Origin of the sequence: Labilibaculum sp., from assembly GCF_041595635.1 — a bacterium.
GTDB lineage: Bacteria > Bacteroidota > Bacteroidia > Bacteroidales > Marinifilaceae > Labilibaculum.
Genome location: NZ_JBFHJW010000050.1, coordinates 11,380 through 30,616 on the forward strand (window position 1 = coordinate 11,380; position 19,237 = coordinate 30,616).

8 protein-coding genes are annotated in these 19,237 nt (G+C 36.5%); 3 read left to right on the plus strand and 5 right to left on the minus strand.

The annotated features are described in order from the left end of the window. Nucleotides 1–238 precede the first annotated feature (238 nt). Both ABYT26_RS13280 and ABYT26_RS13285 read left to right on the plus strand, forming a co-directional pair. Complete coding sequence (locus ABYT26_RS13280) at nucleotides 239–10,384, plus strand: immunoglobulin domain-containing protein (RefSeq protein WP_372754681.1); 10,146 nt, start codon at nucleotides 239–241, stop codon at nucleotides 10,382–10,384. Nucleotides 10,385–10,636: 252 nt separating this feature from the next. Further along, on the plus strand, nucleotides 10,637–11,632 hold the full coding sequence (locus ABYT26_RS13285; protein WP_372754683.1) for a type IX secretion system membrane protein PorP/SprF: 996 nt from the start codon (nucleotides 10,637–10,639) through the stop codon (nucleotides 11,630–11,632). Nucleotides 11,633–11,702: 70 nt separating this feature from the next. Here ABYT26_RS13285 and ABYT26_RS13290 read toward each other — a convergent pair whose 3' ends face one another. The 4 genes from ABYT26_RS13290 to rlmD form a co-directional block, all read right to left on the minus strand. Then, nucleotides 11,703–12,416: a hypothetical protein gene (locus ABYT26_RS13290; protein WP_372754685.1), complete on the minus strand. Its 714-nt coding sequence runs from the start codon at nucleotides 12,414–12,416 to the stop codon at nucleotides 11,703–11,705. A 106-nt stretch (nucleotides 12,417–12,522) separates the two neighbouring features. Further along, entirely contained in the window at nucleotides 12,523–13,293 is a 771-nt protein-coding gene (gene yaaA / locus ABYT26_RS13295; RefSeq protein ID WP_372754687.1) for a peroxide stress protein YaaA, read from the minus strand. Between the two features lie 210 nt (nucleotides 13,294–13,503). Then, nucleotides 13,504–16,089: a prolyl oligopeptidase family serine peptidase gene (locus ABYT26_RS13300; protein ID WP_372754689.1), complete on the minus strand. Its 2,586-nt coding sequence runs from the start codon at nucleotides 16,087–16,089 to the stop codon at nucleotides 13,504–13,506. 202 nt (nucleotides 16,090–16,291) lie between these two features. Beyond that, a complete protein-coding gene (rlmD, locus tag ABYT26_RS13305) occupies nucleotides 16,292–17,701 on the minus strand; it encodes a 23S rRNA (uracil(1939)-C(5))-methyltransferase RlmD (RefSeq protein WP_372754691.1) in 1,410 nt (469 codons plus the stop codon). 145 nt (nucleotides 17,702–17,846) lie between these two features. Between rlmD and ABYT26_RS13310 the strand changes: the two genes are divergently transcribed. Next, on the plus strand, nucleotides 17,847–18,962 hold the full coding sequence (locus ABYT26_RS13310) for a hypothetical protein (protein ID WP_372754693.1): 1,116 nt from the start codon (nucleotides 17,847–17,849) through the stop codon (nucleotides 18,960–18,962). Between the two features lie 60 nt (nucleotides 18,963–19,022). Here ABYT26_RS13310 and ABYT26_RS13315 read toward each other — a convergent pair. After that, the coding region (locus tag ABYT26_RS13315) for a hypothetical protein (RefSeq protein ID WP_372754695.1) at nucleotides 19,023–19,237 on the minus strand (215 nt) is incomplete at its 5' end.

The window sequence follows — 19,237 nt, forward strand, 5'->3', positions numbered from 1 at the left end:
TTTATGTTATGGTTAATTTGTTTAATTTTACTTAAATTAGAGTTTTTATTGTAAATATGTAACAAAAATTAAGTTTTATCAGTTTAAAGATATACTTTGTGTAGTTTTTGTAGGAGTACACACAAGTGATAAATTGATTAAATGTATTGTGTTGTTTAAATCTTTTTAAACTAGATACTTGGTGGTTTATTGAATTGTAGTTGGTGTTGTTTTTTTATGTTGTTTTAGAAAATGTAGAATGACCCTTACTACTTATTGGTTTGGTTCTAACTTGAATTTTAAAGATATGAAAAATGGTGAGATTTTTACCCAATTAAAAAGATTGTTTACCTTAAGTTTCTTTATATTATTGTTTACTATTCCTTTTGCGGGGATGGCGCAGTACGATTACGAGCATTATGTGCCGCCTTTTTATAATGGATCTTCAGCAAGTGGGGACATAGGTTATCATAGGGCAATATTATCGACCAACTCAGTTAGTGATGTTACCGTTCAAATCTTTAAAGGATATGATACCTCATTTAAGACTGTGACAATTTCTGCGGGTTCTCCTGCAAAAATTGAGTTTCCAACCACAGATGGCCAAGATATGGGTACTATTAGCTCCGTCTACGATTATGATTTTCCTTTAAACGTTGTGGGTCCAAAAGAGTTAAATGTTGTTTTGCCCAATGAGGGTTTGCGTTTTTACTCTTCCGATGCTCCTTTTTTTGTGAATATTAGGCACTCAACAAGCGCTCAGGGAACTTCTTTAACCACAAAAGGAACCTATGCCTATGGTACGGATTTTTATTCTGGCCATGTATATACCGATGGAGTATATAAGGAAGAAAGAAGGAGTCACTTTATTTCTGTTATGGCTACCGAGGATAATACTACTGTGAGTTTTTCTGGTATTAAAGTACCTGTGCTTTCATCCTATAATGGATCTAGTTTAGAAGCAATGAGTGTCACTTCTACAGATGTGATATCGGCTACTTTAAAACAAGGAGAAAGTTATATTATAGCAGTAGATCATGATCTTTCTGGTTTTACTACTTCTAATATGAATGATTTGAATGGTACCCATATTACTTCCGATAAGGATATTGTTGTGAATAGTGGATCGTGGACCTCTGGAGGTGATGGGAATATGCAAGATATTGGAACGGATCAAATAGTTCCTGTGGATCAAGTTGGTGATGAGTATATCCTGATAGAAGGACAAGGTGATAATACAACGGAAAGACCTATTGTTGTGGCAACCGAAGCGAATACTGAAGTTAGTGTAAACGGTGTTTCGGTAGGGACAATTACAAATAAAGGAGACTATCTCATATTATCTGATGCCTACACGGTTGCTGATAGTAAAAACAATGTTAATGTCAGCTATATTACATCTGATAAAGATATATACGTATACCAGACGCTTTCAGGGAATAGCGATAAAATTGGTCCAACAGTGGGAATGAATTTTATTGCTCCTCTTTCCACCAGTGGAATTAGAGAAGTTAGTGTTCCTTATGCAAGTTTGTTAGCGGAGCAAAGTGTTACCGGAGTTGTCACAATTTTAACACAAACAGGAGCTGTACTTAGCTACTATAAGGATGATAGTGAGGAGAAGAATTCCATTGATCTGCTTGATCCTGATGGTCCTTACTATATTGATGGTGTTGATGAGTGGGCAATTTATCAATTATCTAATTTGGAAGGGAATTATCGTTTTTACAGCAATAAGGCCATCAATATTGCCTGGTTGGTAAAATCTACTATTATAGGCGCTGCAGGCTACTATTCTGGTTTTACCAAAGAAATTTCGAAAATTACTGCTGATGTAGAGTTTGATTCTGATACTGATTTGGAATTTATTTGTGAAAGTTACGATGATAATATATCGGTTTCCCTTAGCGAACCACTTCCTGATTTTTACGAATGGTATGTAAGTGATTTTAACGATGATCCGATAAGTGAAAATGGTCCGCTAGATATAGAAGCCCCTGATGAAGAGACTTCTTATTTTGTGGTTGGTTACTATCGTGATCCGGATTTGGATCAATTGTTTAATGGCAATTTTTGGACAAAATCATTTACAATAGATTCTGATTACGAAGAACAGACAGATAATCTGCAAAATCCAGGTGAGTTTTGTTTAGTCCTTCAATCAACAGATGCCAATCCTGCTTTTAAGTACCCAAACTCTTTTACCGATATGAATAATGATTACATGTTCATGGCTATTTCGGATGAAAAAGGGGATGTGATGTATCAGGGATCTTCGGTTGATGTTGTGGATGGATACAATTATATTATCAAACTTTTTGGTCGAGCGGTGAGTGATAAAGGTGCCTATACCAAATCACAGAACCTAAAAATCTTGGTTAATGAGGATACTGTTGTTGATAATTTTAAAATAGACGCGACTGATTCTTGGCAATCTGTATCTGCTTTATGGAAGCCAGGAACTGCAGAGTCTGGAGTTATTAAAATAGTGAATAATAATAGTGGAGGCATTCATTCTGCCTTTGCTCTCGATAGCATTACATTTGTTCAGGCAGTAGCGGATACTGCGGAATTTGTAGCTAAGGTAATTCCAAGTTTTAGTTACGGAAGCGATGGTGAATATGTTAGTTTTTGTGCAGGAGTTAAAGACTCCATCGACATTTCTAATGGAGATACCAGTTGGTATGATTATTCATGGTCGAAAGACAGTGTCGATTTGGTAGATGGAGATGTATATTCAGGTGTTGATTCCTGTAAATTAATCTTTTTAGATCCTCAGGATGCATTGGAAGGCGATTATGTTTGTACCATTTCATACAAAGAAGAATATCAGGATTGTGGAGTAGGAGAAAGCATTGATGTGACCTTGCATGTTACAGTAGATGATGCTGCTACGGTAAGTATTGACACTACGAATCTGGTAACAAGTTTTTGTTCTGGATCAAGTACCTCTTTATATGCTTCGGTTACAGGTGATGCGGGTGATGTAGAATGGTATATTAATGATGAAACCTCTCCTGTTTCACTAGAGAATCCTTATACCTTTAATATTGACAGTTCTGGAGTATATACTGTTCATTGCGAGGTTGAAAATGGTTGTGGTGTTTCTGCAGACACTGTTGTTATTAATGTGTTATCAACTCCTTCCTTAAATGGAATATCCTCAAATGATGATTTGTGTGTTGATGAAGATATTATATTAGTGGCAGATGCAAGTGGTGATGGAACTTTGGTTTATACTTGGTTACGAGGTTCTGAAGTGTTATCAGAAACTGGTGATGTACTGACTTATACAGCTTCCATGGACGATCGGTATGTAACTTTTAAGGTAAAAGTGAAAAGTGTTTACGAAATAGATGGTGAAACATATACTTGTATAAATAACTTGGGGCTGGCTGCTTTCGATTTGGATATTTATCCTTTGGTAGAATTTGACGAACCCCTGGTTAACGATACAATTTGTGAAGGAGATAATCATACATTTAGTGTTAGCATGGTGTATCCAGGAGAGTATTACACATATAGCTGGGAACACGATGGTGTGGAATTTACGAACAATAAAACTTCTTATAGCCTATATGATGTAGACACAGATGATTCAGGAAATTATAGAGTTGATGTTACCAACAGATGTAATAGTGAATATTCTTCGGCTGATTTGGTGGTAACACCAGGAATTGTAGTAAATGGTTTCTCTGTTGATCAAAGTGGACCTTTTTGCTTAGCAACAGATGTAGCAGCAACTTTTGATGTTGACAATAACGGAGCAGACTATGTGTATCAGGTCACTGATCCAAATGGATTGACTACTACCATTACAAATCCTTACACTTTTACTGTGAATGATAGTAATGATGGAGATTGGAAATTTCAGGTAAGTAGTACTTGCGATGATCCAGTTTCTTTTACTGTTTCCCTGGATATGTATGAAGATTTTGGTGACTTAGCGGTAACTGATATCGGAACTTGTTTAGGTGAAAATGTGACTTTCGAAGCAGTGATATCTTCAATACCTTCTGAATCGACTTTAGAATATGCATGGACCGATCCTAATGGAGATTCAATTGGAGAAAATTCAGATCAATTAGATATAAATGATGTTCAAGATGAGGATCTTGGTGTATATACTGTAGTTGTTACCGATCAATGTGGAAATATAAAAACAGCAAGTGCAACCTTATCCAAAGAAGAAGTGACTTCTCCTACTACCGCTGCTGCAACTCCAATTTGTGAGGGAGATGATTTTACCACAAGCGTAAGCTATTTGGGAGATCCTACTTTTGTATGGAGATTTAATGATCCTGATAATGGTGAAGTTGTTGGAACAACAGAGACATTAAGTTTGACTAATGTGAGTGTTGATCAGGCAGGTATTTACTATTGCACAGTAACTCTTGTTTGCGGAACAGATGTAACCATACAAAGAGAACTTATAGTTAATTCACATATTTTGGTTGACGAAAGTACCGTAACAGTTGATATCTGTCAGGGTGAAAAACCTATACTTAGTGTGGAGGTAGAGGGTGATTCTAATGACTATACCATAGAATGGAAGAATCAAGGTGGAACAGTTTTAGGAACTGGTTCTCCTTTTCCATTGAGTAAGTACGAAACAGCAGGAGAATATACATTTTATGCCGAAATTGTTGGACTGTGCGAAACTTTTAATAAAACAGTCATTGTAAATGTGCACGAAAAACCAATCATTACTTCTGTTGACCCTATTGAAGCCTGTGAGGGAGATATCGCTCTTTCGATTTCTTTTGATACTGATCCTGATACCGATTACAATGCTATTAATTGGTATAACGAAGATGGTTCTTATTTGGGTGATGGCACAACTTATACTATTGCTGATGCTGAATATCCAGATGCCGAAGGAACTTACACTGCAATAGTAACTAGTGATTATTGCGATGATGTTAGTACGGATGTTGAGGTCAGTATTTATAATCCCATAACTGCTACTACTTCTAGTTTAAATCCAACAGTTTGTGAAGGAGAAGATCTTACAATGGTAGTTACTGCCAGTGGAGAATATATTGAGTACAATTGGTATGCTACTTCAGATCCAAGTACTAATTTGTCAATAACGAATACATTACCCTTACTTTCTGTTGATGCAAGTAATGCTCAGGCTTACACTTGTGAGGTAACAAGTTCGAAAGGATGCGATGGGGAATTATTCGAATTCAATGTAAGTGTAAATGAACTAGCGGAGATTACGAGCCAACCTGCAAATGTAGATATTTGTGAAAGTGAATCTACAGCCGAATTTACAATTACAGCAACTGGTGACGATTTAACTTATACTTGGTACGATTCTGATGATAATGCTGTTGGTGGAAATTCAGCCACACTTAGTCTTACAGGTCTTAGCATTGCAAATGATGGGGATACTTATTATTGTATTGTTTCAACAGGTGATTGTGGATCTGTTACATCTACAAAAGCAATTTTGAATGTGATAGATGAGGTTATAATTACTTTAGATCCTGAAAGTATTACCATTGCCGATGGTGGTAATGCAACATTCTCGGTTGTTGCTAGTGGTGATCCTACAATTACTTACCAATGGCAAGAATCAGTAAATGGAACTGGAGCTTGGACAAGTATTACTACGTCGGTAGGTCTTTCAGGCGCAACTTATAGTGGTTATACAACAGCAAAACTGACTATAGAGGATGCTTTAATTGGAGATTACGACGGCAATCAATATCGTTGCGTTGTTGACAATGCTTGTACTCCAGCAACTAGTGACCCTGCTACTTTAACAATTAATGTGAATGTGAAAATCACAGTACAGCCACAAGATTTTGATGCTTGTACCATAGGTGGATCTGGTTCTTTTACAGTGGGAGTTACAACGACAGCTGTTGTTGATAATTATGTTTGGGAATATCGTGAAAATGATAGTGATGTTTTTGAAGATGTAACATTGGGCGGTTATATAAATGGAAATGAAACACTTACTATTCCAACAATTACGGAAGCGATGAGTACTTGGGAGTTTAGATGTGTTGTTGATCCGCAAACAGGTTCTAATGATACCACAAGTATAGTGCAAGTGAATGTATTTACTCCTGTAACATTCGATCCTATTGCTGATGTTACACTTTGTAGTGGTTCAGGAACTCTTTTTAAAGTGGAAAATATTTCAGGAAGTACTCCTTATTCTTACTCGTGGGAGCGCGTTGCAACAAGTACGAATCTGGGAACAAATTCTCAATTAAGTTTAAGTGCTGCAAATGCTAGCGATGGGACTTACCAAGTGAGTGTAGGTAATGGTGTTTGTCCTGATGTAACCGATGATTTCGAGATTGATCATTATGAAGATTTAGCTCTTGATGCATGGATTAATACTAGTGAGACTTGTGTGGGAGAAGTTCCTGCCGAAGAACTTTCTGTAACTATTTCAACAATTGATGCTGCTTTAACAGCTACTTATTCATGGACCAAAGATGCGGATGCTACTGAAATAGGAAGCGGTGCAACCTATACTTTACCAGGTTTATCATCCGATGAAACAGGTTTATACAATGTAGAGGTATCCGATGGATGTTCTACAGAAACAGTATCTGGTTACGTAAATGTATACGATACAATTGTTAAAAATAATACTTGGGATGCTACTAAGAGTCTTTGTTTGGGAACAGATCTTTCTCTTACAGTTAAAGTGAGTGGCGATAACCCAACTTATACATGGACTTATCCGGGTGCAACAAGAACAAATCCAGGGAATACTTCAAAACTCAAATTTAATAGTGTAACTCTTGATGATGCAGGAAAATATAAATGTACTGTTGAAGGTACTTGTGGCGATCCAGTCGTTTATACCATTGTTCTAAGTGTTTGGGAAGCTCCCGTAATTACTACAGGAATTGATGCTTTGGATGAAGTTTGCGTAGGAGATGCTTTGGTTCTTGGACCGATTGTGGTAACAGGTACTTACGATGATCCAATATGGACTTTAAACGACAATGCCACTCAAGTTACTACAGACGTTGATTATTTAGATTTAGGTACAGCGGAATTGGCTGATGCTGGTACTTATGGTGTAAGTGTAAGTAATATTTGTGGTGATGATACTTCCTATGGTACTCAGGTAGTAAACGATACTTTATCCTTAGAGCCAATCGATGATCAGACCATTTGTGAGGGCAACGATGTTGTATTTAGAGCCGATGCTAGTGGTGAGGAATTAACTTATGAATGGTTGGTTGACGGTGACGATCAGAATGTAGATTCAGCAATATTTATTATGGATGCCGCTGATGTTTTAGCAGATGACGAAAATACATCTAAAACATACGAGGTTGTTTGTAATATAACCAGCGCAACAGGTTGTGGTAGCGCTACTCAATCCACTACCTTATTGGTAGAACCAAATACAGTATTGAATGCAACCTATAAGAATGTTGTGAAATATGTAGGCGATACGCTTACAATGACTGTTGACGTGAGTGGAGTGAATTTAACTTACTTGTGGGTTCACGAATCAACCGATGGAACAAAAGATACGCTTGACGAAACAAGTGCAACAATCAATATTTATGATCTTACCATGGATGATGCAGGATACTATAATTGTATAATTATAGGTTCTTGTGGGCAAAAATTTGCTTCTGGTAAATTAACCGTGAAGGAACCTGTTACAATTACTTCAGGTTTGGATGAACTGGCTGAAAAATGTGTAGGCGATCCATTAAGTCTTTCCATAACTGCAAGTGGCCAAATTTCATCCATTCAATGGTATAAAGATGATGTTGAAATTTCTGGTGAAACAGATCTTAATTTATATATTTCTTCATTAGCTGTTACCGATGCTGGAACTTATAGTTGTGTTATTGAGGGAGAAGGAATTTCTCAGATTGAGGAGGAAATTATCGTTCGGGTTTATTCTCTAACGGTGTTGAATTCAACAATCGAGGATCAGGAATTATGTGAAGGTGAAGAGTTGGAATGGATTCCAGATGTAGATGGAAGTTCAGACATGACTTATTTATGGATTTTGAATGATACAACTGAAGTTTCTACCGATAAAATATTGCAATACGATTCAATTATCATAAGTCAGGAAGGGAATTACGAAATTCAGATCACAAGTCTTTGTGGTGATGTAAGTACTAATGCAAATTTGGAAGTAAATGCTTTACCACAATTTATCTCAGTTTCTAACGATACTGTGGTTTGTGAAAATACTTCTCTTGTGGAATTTACAGCCTATTTTACAGGTGATGATCTTACTTATCAGTGGATGAAAGATGGTGTGGAGATTTCCGGACAAACTAGCGAAACTTTAAGCCTGTCAAATATTGATATTTCCGATGATGCTGTTTACACTTGCCAAGTTGAATCTGATTGTGGTAGTGCAATTAGTACAGAGGTTAGCTTGACGGTTACAGCTCAATTAGAGGTGATGTCCGATCAGGTTGACATGGATGTTTGTGCAGGAGAACAAGTGATATTTACAGCTGATGTTGTGGGGAATGATGTTACCTATCAATGGAAAGTAGATGGTGTGAATATTACTGATGTTGCTGGTGAAATTACCGGATCGAATACCGCAACTTTAACCATCGATTCTGCTACACTTAATCATAGTGGTTATTATTCTTGTACTTTATCCGATGAATGCACAAGTTACCAATCTACTAAACCAGTTGAATTGGTTGTGAATGCTCTTCCTGATGCCGGAATTTATGGTAGAATGATACTTTGTGCATACGAAGATAGAGTGACCTATGTAACTAGTGATCAGTCTGAGATTTCTTATTCTTGGGGTGTTGATGGTGGAATATTTGCTGGCTCCGAAGAGGGAATTAAAACAAGAATCACTTGGGATGCAATTTCCCCAGCCGGTCTGTCTCTAACAATTGTTAATACAGAAACAGGTTGTGAGTCAAAAGTCGACTCAGTGGTCATACTAAATTCTCTACCAACTGTTGAGCTAGAAGATTTAACATCTAAAGGTGTTTGTGAAGGTGAATACGAATTAACAGGAGGTTATCCCGAAGGTGGAATTTATTGGGTGAATGGAATTTCTCAGACTGAGTTTAATCCATCTGAAAGAGGTGCTGGAACTTATTCTATTTACTATTCCTATACCGATGAAAATGGATGTTCCAATGTAACATCGGTAGATGAGCTTGTAGTAGATATTTTACCGGTAGTTAGTATTCAAGACTCAATAAAAGTAGGTAGTTGTGTTGCAACACAGTTAACGGCTACTACTACTGAAGATAATATTCAGTGGTATAAAAAATTGGACGAAAGTTGGGTGGATCCAACCGATTTGGATGATGCTTACTCAATGACTCCAATCTTTACGCCTGGTGAAACTCAGGATTTAAAAGCGGTTGTTATTGATGAACATTCTTGTCAGGGAATTGGAATCATGAATATCGAGGTTGATCCTCTTCCTACCATAACAACCATTAGTGATACAACGGCAGGACAGTGTAATCAGCTTGAATTAACAACTGATATTGCTGGTTCGAATGACGATGATGATTTTATTATTAGTTGGACACATGCCGATTATTTGGATTATTCCGATATCAGAAGTCCTAAAATTGTTGATGCGCCGGAAGGAATATTTACTTACGAAATTAGCGTGACCGATATGTATGGTTGTGATGCTAACGAGGAAGTTACCGTTACTACTGTTGCTGATCCTGTTCTTGGAGATGATGAGAATATTTGTGAAGGGGATGAGGTATATGAACTGAATATGCTCGAGTTGGAAAATCCTTTATGGTCGAATTCCGATTGGGGAACAACCGAAACTGATAGTGTTAATGCTTTGGATGTGGTTACTTTTTCTGATCCTGGAGACTATCTACTAGAAGTTTCAAATGCTTATGGTTGTGGCGATGAACAATTAATCGTTATTAATCCCGTTCCTGTATTAGGCTTAAATGATACCTTAATTTATGTTGGACAATCGGTAACATTAGCACCAAATCTTCCTTCTAAATATGGACCTTACTACTTTCTATGGCAAGATGGTAGTATTGAGCAAAGGTATGAGGTGACTGAGACAGGAACTTATACACTACAAGTGGAAGATAATATTGGATGTACTGCTACTGATTCGGCCTATGTTGAGGTAAAACAAGTAGGAATTGAATCAGCAAATGCTTTCCTTCCAACCTCTAGTGGAGATAATCGTAAGTTTTACTTGCAACAATATCAATTGGATGAATTAGGTGTTATACAGGATTTTGAAATGTATATCTACGATCGTTGGGGCGAATTATTATACAAAACCGACAGTGTAGATCAGGATTCAGGATGGGATGGGATGTACAAAGGAAAACTTTGTCCGGCCGGAGCTTATGTATACATCGTATTCATAAATGGAGAACTTACTAATAAAGGAACCTTTATGTTGATAAGATAAATGGGAAAAAACTTTTGATTAACAATAAAATAAAGTTAATTTACAGCTGTGTTGGATTTCTAATGAGATGGAAAGCCAATACACTGTAAATAAACTATCCTTACTGATATCTGATTAAATTTTCACTTAAAAGAATTGGTAATGATTAGAATAAATAGCTTGGCTTAGGCGCTGAATGTTTGTTTTGATAGATACAGTCTGAATTAATCATGAATTGAAAATTCTCTTAGAGAAATAATAACCCTAATATTTATGAAAAAGGCACTCTTTGCTTTTTGCGTTTTGATTGTAGGAAGTGTTTATCTATGTAAAGCTCAGGATATTCGATTTTCGCAATTTTATGCTAATAAACTTTATTTAAATCCAGCTCTTGCTGGGTCTACAAATTATTCCAACGTTAGTTTAAATTATAGGAATCAATGGCCAAATCTTGATTTGCCATATGTTACCTATAGTGTTTCATTTGATAATTTTTATGAAAGTTTAAATGGCGGAATTGGAATTATGGTGATTCAGGATGATCAGGGAGATGGAGCACTTACTACGACTACTTTTGCCGGAATGTATTCCTTTTACTTAAAAATTAACGATGAATTAGTTGTCCGACCTGCTTTACAAGCTGCATACATGCAGAAAAAGATAGATTGGGAAAGTTTAGTTTTTCCAGATCAGGTTTCGGCAATTTATGGAAATGTTTATCCTCACAATACCAATGAAGATCCAACAAATAGGGAGAAAAGTGGATGGGATTTTTCTTTGGGTGGAATTGCTTATTATAAAGATTTTTATTTTGGAATTGCAGCTCACCATTTGGCAAAACCAGACATGAGTTTTGATGATGAGCAGGAAGACCAGTTAGAAACAAAATATACGATACATGCGGGAGCCGAATTTGAGTTAGGAGGAACTAGTTATAGATATGCTAATAATTGGACTATAGCTCCTGCTCTGTTATTTCAAAAGCAAGGGGAATTTACCCAAATGAATTACGGATTGTATGCCAGTAAAAGCTCAATGGTATTTGGATTGTGGTTCAATCAGAATTTTGAATTGGATTACGACTCATTTATTGTCATGGCAGGTTTTGTTACTCCCCGATTCAAAGTTGCTTATAGCTACGATTATGCAATAACCAAATTAATTGAGACTAATACGGGAGCACATGAAATATCCTTCTCATTTCCTCTTGAGTTTGATACTAGTGGTCGGAAAAGAAAGATAAAAGCAGTTCATTCTCCTGTTTTTTAGGAAAGAAAAACTCGTAAAAAAAAAGGGGCTATCGATTATTTTCGACAGCCCCTTTTTGGATCAATGTGTTTTATTTTATTCTCTCTATAAATTTAGCTTTAATTTTTTTTAGCAAATCAAGATCCAGATGTTCGGCATAGATACGAATCATGTCAATGGCTTTAAAATTGTCATAAATAAAGCCTAATGAGGCATCGAAATGAAACATATCCATATTGTACTTCACTTGCTGAGTTAGGTATTCAAACTGCTTCCAGTTTAGCTTATGCGAAATAGTGAAGTATCCATGATTGGGTTCGATATGATCTAAGAAAAATCCTTCCCCTATTTCCTCCATGGCAAAAAACTTATCTAACTGTATCATTGCTTTGGAATTATGCGGAATGCTAGCATTGGTTTTTAAGATGATTCCTTCCTCCTTGTAGCAGGATTGTAATTCTTTTACCTGATCATATTTGCAGAGTCTTCTAATTCTAATTACATGGTAAATATCATTAAAAATGGTAATGGTACCCATTGCGGCATGAAAATTCACTTCAAAGTAACTCATGATTTTTTGAGTAGCTCTTGTAAATTTCTCCAAATCACATTTTTGGTCCATTACAAGATAAATGTAGTGTGGCTTTACATCCTTTTGAATTCCTTCATAATATTCATAGTAACCAGGGAAAGGATTTGTAGCTTCCAAAACAATGGTATTGGGTAAAATTTTGCTATCAATAACTTCAAGGGTTTCCTCTTTAATTAGGCTTCCGAATTTTACGATAAAGTTTTTATCTGTCATAGGTGAAGGATTTTTCAAGTTTGTATTGGTTTTGTCACATTTAAACATAGTGAAAATTGCAAGCAAAAACAAGCTTTGAAATTCCTTTTAATAAGGTATTATTTCTCTAATGATCTCTTGTGAAGACTGGTGTATTTTCTTTTGAAAGATTTGAGTTGTAATTGTATCCTTCTAAATCAAAAGCTTTTATTTCATCTGGATTTGATATTTTATTCTGAATAATGAAACGAGTCATCAATCCTCTTGCCTTTTTAGCATAAAAGCTGATTGTTTTGTAATGGCCATCTTTCAAATCCTTGAAAGTAGGAGTGATGATATCAGCTTCAAGTTTCTTTTTATTGATGGATTTAAAATACTCATTCGATGCCAGATTAATCAATTGATTGTGCTGGTTTTCTTTTAAGTCGGTATTGATTGCTGAGGTAATTTTATCTCCCCAAAATTGATACAAATTGCTTCCTTTTGAAGTAATTAGTTTACGTCCCATCTCTAAACGATAAGCTTGTATTAAATCCAGTGGTTTTAAAATGCCATATAAGCCTGAAAGTATTCGTAAGCTAATTTGTGATTGTTTAAAATCTTCATCAGAAAAGCTATCCGCATTTATACCTGTGTATACTTCTCCTTTAAAGGCCAAAAGAGCCTGTTTTGCATTGTTTGTAGTAAATGGTGCTTGCCATTGGTGGAATCGCTCAAAATTGAGTTGTGCAAGTTTAGGGCTAACTCCCATCAGTGCCGAAATGTCATCTACTTTTAATTTGCGGAGTTCTTTGATTAATTGGCTCGATTCTTTTAAAAAATTAGCTTCGGAATGTATTGTTGTGCTAGCCGGACTTTCGAAATCGAGAGTTTTGGCTGGTGAAATTATTACTAGCATAGTTTGGTTTTTAGGTTTGAATTTAAAAATAGGTATTATTGATTGAAGCATCAATAGTCATTATGATTATTGATGTAGAATTCGTTTTTCTCTATGAGAAAAGGGTGTTCTGCATGAGAACACCCTTTTAGATCTAGTTACATTGGGTTTATTGAGGAATTCCGTATCTGAACCAATTATAAACTCAACATTTTATGGCTTGTATTGTACTTATAGGTTCTTATCTGGATACAATTCATTCCACCAGGCATCTTGTTTTTTTAGGTGTTTAGCGAAATAAGCAAAAATAGTATTGTTCCAAAGAATTCGTTGGGAGTAATTGGTAATATGATGATCCTGATCTTTAACTAGAACGAAATCAACATCTTTTCCCAAAAGCTTAAGAGCCTGATACATCTGTATGCTTTCGCCCAAAGGAACATTAGTGTCCACACTTCCATGTATGAGCAACATAGGAGTTACCACTTTATCGGCATTAAACAAAGGACTTTGGTCGACATACAAGTGACGGTTGTTCCATGGAAAGGACTTGGCAGATGCATTCACACTGTAGGAATATCCCCAATAGCCTTCGCCCCAATAGCTGCTGATATCGCTAATACCTGCATGAGAAATTGCGGCAGCAAAAATATCGGTTCTTGTTTGTAAAAGCATAGTCATAAATCCACCATAAGAGGCGCCAATACATCCAACATGATCGGCATCAGTAAATGGATGAGCTTTAAGGAATTTTGTAGTGCCTTCAATAATTTCATCAGCAGTGCTTATTCCCCAATTATTTTGGTGTTCAGCCGAAAATTCTTGTCCAAAACCGGTTGCGCCACTTGGTTGAAGCAGGTAAACAACATAGCCCATGGCGGCATACAGATTTAAAGGATATCTACCGCCATAACTTCTTTCAACAGGAACTGTTCCTGCGTAGTAATTCACTATAACCGGGTATTTTTTGCTGGCGTCGAAATTTGGTGGATAGTAAATGCGTCCTATAATCGTTTTTCCATCTTCTTTCGTGAAATTCCAGTCTTCGGTTTTCCCAAATTGTACATTTTTCAGATTTTCCTTTTGAGGATTGGAGATGAGCAGGTTTTCTCGTTTACTGATGTTGTAAACAAAAGCTTGATAGGGAGTGGAAATACTGCAGGCAGTGTAGGTGATTTTTTCCCCGCCAGCAGAAAGATTGAAGTTTCGTACGACATCGGAATTGATTGCTAAAGGTGAAAATTCCTTTGTTTCAATCTTGTACTGAAAAAGGCGCACATAATCTTTTACCTCTGCTTTAAGGTAAATGTTACCATCCTTTTTATTCCAAACAGCTTGATCAACCGATGGATCGAAATGATAGGTAATGGGATCTACTTTTTGTGTTGATAGATCTAAAATATAAAGCTGTCCATCGTAATTGTTGGCGATGGGTTGTTTGCCGATGTTCTCACCAATTTTACCAAAGCACGAGGGTCCGGCTTGAATAAGTAGTTTCGATCCATCAGCAGAATATTGCGCATAGCCAGCAAATAGCTTGTCTTTCCAAATTGTGTCTAGTTGAAAGTTTTCCAGGTTCATCTGATATAAATCTTGCTTGTCGTAAGGATATTCCTTATAATCAGGACGAGATTGAGAGAATAATATATATTTACCATCTTTGCTGATATCGTGCAGCTTGGTGCTGATAGAACCATAGGTTAATCGCTGACGCACGCCATTTTCAACATCTAATTGGTACAGAAAACTTCGTGTTCGGAACCCAGGTAACCGATCTTCCATACCTTGTATTTTTCTGATTTCCCATTTTTCAGAATGATCTTTCTGAACGGAATAAATGATTTTTTTCCCAGTAGGAGACCAGGAGTAAGAATCAAAATTTTCAATTCCCTCTGCAATTTCCTTTTCACTGCCATCTTTGATATCAAAAACAAAAATAGAGGTTTTATCTTCGTAATTTTTTGTGTAGGACAGTTGATTACCTACAGGTACCCATTGCAGATTGGATAGCTTACTTCCTCGAAAGCTATGTGTGATTTTTCCGCTGGCTATTTCCTGAATTTCCTGCCATTTTTCATTTTTGTTAGATGGAGGAAGTGTTCTGCTGTAGCTGATCAAAACAAATTTTTCATCTGGAGAAAGTTGGGTGTTGTTTACTTTTGTACCATCCAAAATTTTCGAGATGCTAATATTTTGTGTGGGCGATAGGGATAAGCTGTATTGATCGGTCGGCATTTTTTCATTGGCAAGGAGACTTAGTTGAAAGCCATTTTTTTCTTTTCCAGACAGAAATTTCACCAGAATACAGTGTTTGCCTTGTTCTAGTTTAATTTCTTCGCTTAATTCTTTGGCATCTTTAAGTTCTGCCTGATCTTGTGTAATTAGTTTTACACCATCTACATAAACTTCAGCCATAGAATAGCTCTTAAAAGCGAATTTTACTTTGCTCCATTGTTTGCACGAAAGGTAACTTACAAAATAGGAGAGGCTGTTTTCAGGTAATGAAAGGCTGGTAAATCCTTTGGAGTTAACAGTGGTTTTTTTCCAGTTAATTTGTTGGTCGGGCCAGAGAAATGTGTCCTTTTCTATGGGTTGAATTTTTTTGGGATCCACTTGATTTTCCTGAAGGAAGTCTTTTAACTCATAGGTGTTTCCGTCTAAGTTTTCTTGCTTTGTAAAGGCAGGTAAATGTGTATTAATTGGTCCGCAAAACAACCAATCGGAAACAGATAGTTTGTTCCCGTCGGTTTTTTGTGCAGCTTTGGTTCCAAGGGTAAATATCATGATTAAAGACAGTAAAGAAATTGATTTTTTCATGTGTAGAACGTTTACATTGTAAGCTTCAATACTAGTAATTTTTAAGGCCAAAAGAAAGTCTATTCGATGTTGTATTCTTTTTTCGCGAAGAACAATCGTATTCTCGGGTTATTTGTAATTGCCCGAGTTTTCCTGATGCAACAAGCCCCAAACCTAGGGTTTGGGGCTTGTGTTTTTATATCCCGGAAGGGAGTAAAAAGTATTATCTTCTTTCTAATTGCACAATATTCTCCACATGATGGGTATGTGGAAACATATCAACAGCCTGTACTTTGTTTACTTTGTAGGCTTCGTCCATCATGGCTAAATCGCGGGCTTGAGTGGCCGAGTTACAGCTAACGTACACAATGCGTTTGGGTGCGGCGTGCAAAATGGTTTCTACCACATCGGCGTGCATCCCTGCTCGTGGTGGATCAACAATAATGGTATCGGGTTCGCCGTGAAGAGCAATAAATTCTTTGGTGAGTACATTTTTCATGTCGCCAGCAAAAAATTCGGTATTGCTGATTCCGTTGATTTCGGAATTCACCTTTGCATCGGCAATGGCTTCGGGAACGTATTCAATTCCAATGACTTTTTTGGCTTGTTTAGCTACAAAGTTGGCAATGGTTCCAGTTCCTGTATATAAATCGTAAACAACTTCATCGCCTGTTAATTCTGCAAACTCACGTGTTTTGCAATATAAATTATAGGCTTGATCCGAGTTGGTTTGGTAGAATGATTTTGGGCCAATTTTAAAGCGCAAATCTTCCATTTGCTCAAAAATATGATCGACACCCTTATACAGAATGGCATCCTGATCGGTAATTGAGTCGTTTGCTTTTTCGTTGATGATATACATTAACGAAGTGATTTCAGGGAATTTTTCGGCTAAATGATCGAGTAATCCTTTTCGCTTTTCAACATCTTCATGATAGAAAACAACAATGACCATATTATCGCCTGTTGATGAGGTTCGAATGATCAATGTGCGCAAAAATCCTTCTTGGTTTCTGATATCGAAAAAAGACAGATTGTTGGCAAATGCATATTCCTTAATGGCTAAACGTACCGCATTGGATGGTTCTGGTTGAAGGTGGCATTTGTTAATGTCGACAACCTTATCGAAAAGTTTAGGAACGTGAAAACCAAGAGCAGGAGTTCTTTTTATATCATCGTCAAGCGCAATTTCCTCGTTGGTTAGGTAGCGTTTGTTCGAAAAAGTATATTCCAATTTGTTACGGTAAAATTCAGTTTTAGCCGAAGCTAAAATATCATTTACACCATTAAGTTCTACTTTGCCAATTCGTTCTAAATTGTCAATGACTTCTTGTTGTTTGAATTTTAATTGTTCTATGTAAGGTAAATTTTGCCATTTACAACCACCACAAACTCCAAAATGCTCACAAAAAGCATCTATTTTCATTGGAGAGTGCTTGTGAAAAGCAACTGGGTAGCCTTCCATAAAATTTTTCCGCTTTTTGTTGACTTGTACGTCGACAATATCGCCGGGAATTACACCGGTAACAAATACAATTTTATCTTCAACTCTACCAATCGCCTTGCCTTCGGCGGCTAACTTCTCTATTTCTACTTTTTCCAGAAGTGGTTTTTTCTTTCTATTTCGTCCCACGCTTACAATTGTTTTTAAATAAGGCTACAAAGATACAATTTCAAATGATATTGAATCAATTTGTTGATTAGGGAATGAATAAATTCATCTTTGCGTATATTTAGTGCGAATTTTAAATGCCTATTTTAATTTAGAAAGAATAATTATGAATAAACTACTTGCTGTTTTTGTACTTTTTGTGTTTGTTTCTTGTGGAACAAAACAGAGTTCAAAAGTGCCGTGTTCTGCATGGATGCGTGGGCCAGGTATGGCCACAGATCTTGAGTTACAAGAGAAATTTACAGATTTAAAAGAGAAAGGAATTGATGCCCTAATGTATAGTGCCGGACACGATCCGGAAGTTTACAAACGAGTAGGGGAGATTGCTCATAAGGCTGGTTTAGATTTTCATACCTGGATTCCAACTATGGTACAAGGAAGAGGTGAAAATATTCCCGCCGAATTTTATGCTGTGAATGGAAATGGAGAATCGGCTTACGATAAACCAGCTTACGTCGATCATTATACTTTCCTTTGTCCTAATAAGGAAGAAGTGTATGAGTATTTATCTGATTTATATGGAAAAATAGCAGCTTTGCCTCAGGTTGATGGAATTCATTTGGATTATATGCGATTTCCGGATGTGATTTTGGCAAAAGGCCTTTGGGAGAAATACGATTTAGTGATGGATAAGGAATACCCAGAGTTTGATTATTGCTATTGCGATAAGTGTAAGGCTGATTTTAAAGCGCAAACAGGTATTGAAATTGTGGATCAGGAGCAAGCTTCTAAAATTCAGGAATGGAAACAATTTCGACAAGATTTAATTAGCAAATTGGTAAATCGTTTAGCTAAAGATATTCATATGCAAGGAAAAGAAATTACATCAGCAGTATTTCCCGGTCCTTATTCTCATGCAGTAAAAATGGTTCGTCAGGAATGGAATAAATGGGATTTAGATGCTTTTTATCCGATGAATTACAACGACTTTTATTTGGAAGGAACCGAGTGGGTTGGGGAAATGTGTAAGGAATCTACCGATTGTGTTGACAAAGAAACTCCTGTTTATAGTGGTTTATTTATTTGTCCAAAACCAAATTCAAAAGCAAAAGAAGCAGATCCTGAAAATCATGGTTTACTGCCCGAGGAATTGGGCGAAGCAATTCGTGAATCGATGGAAAATGGTGCTGCAGGAATTTGTTTGTACACCCCCGACAGAATGACGGATGAACATTGGGTGGAATTTAAAAAGGCCATTTATAAAGATTATGCTCAGAAATAAGATGGGTATTGTGTTGTGAATTTTAAGAAGCAGGTTCAAAAAGTAAGATTTAGAGCAATGTTAAAATTGACGATATACTTTTTGGACCTGCTTTTTTTCGATGCTTGCTTTTTTAAATTTTGTAAGTGTTGACTTTATAATATTAATGCTTATGCCTGTGCGTAACCAGTTTGTTGCAAATTCAATGGAGCTAAATGCTTTAATGGGTAAGTTCAATTCTTTTACTCCATCAATAAATAGCATGGTTTTAGTAACATGCGTAGGTGTATCGGTTA

Coding starts and splice junctions, on each gene's coding strand:
- ABYT26_RS13280 (WP_372754681.1), top strand. CDS start 239: ATGACCCTTACTACTTATTGGTTTGGTTCTAACTTGAATTTTAAAGAT.
- ABYT26_RS13285 (WP_372754683.1), top strand. CDS start 10,637: ATGAAAAAGGCACTCTTTGCTTTTTGCGTTTTGATTGTAGGAAGTGTT.
- ABYT26_RS13290 (WP_372754685.1), bottom strand. CDS start 12,416: ATGACAGATAAAAACTTTATCGTAAAATTCGGAAGCCTAATTAAAGAG.
- yaaA (WP_372754687.1), bottom strand. CDS start 13,293: ATGCTAGTAATAATTTCACCAGCCAAAACTCTCGATTTCGAAAGTCCG.
- ABYT26_RS13300 (WP_372754689.1), bottom strand. CDS start 16,089: ATGAAAAAATCAATTTCTTTACTGTCTTTAATCATGATATTTACCCTT.
- ABYT26_RS13310 (WP_372754693.1), top strand. CDS start 17,847: ATGAATAAACTACTTGCTGTTTTTGTACTTTTTGTGTTTGTTTCTTGT.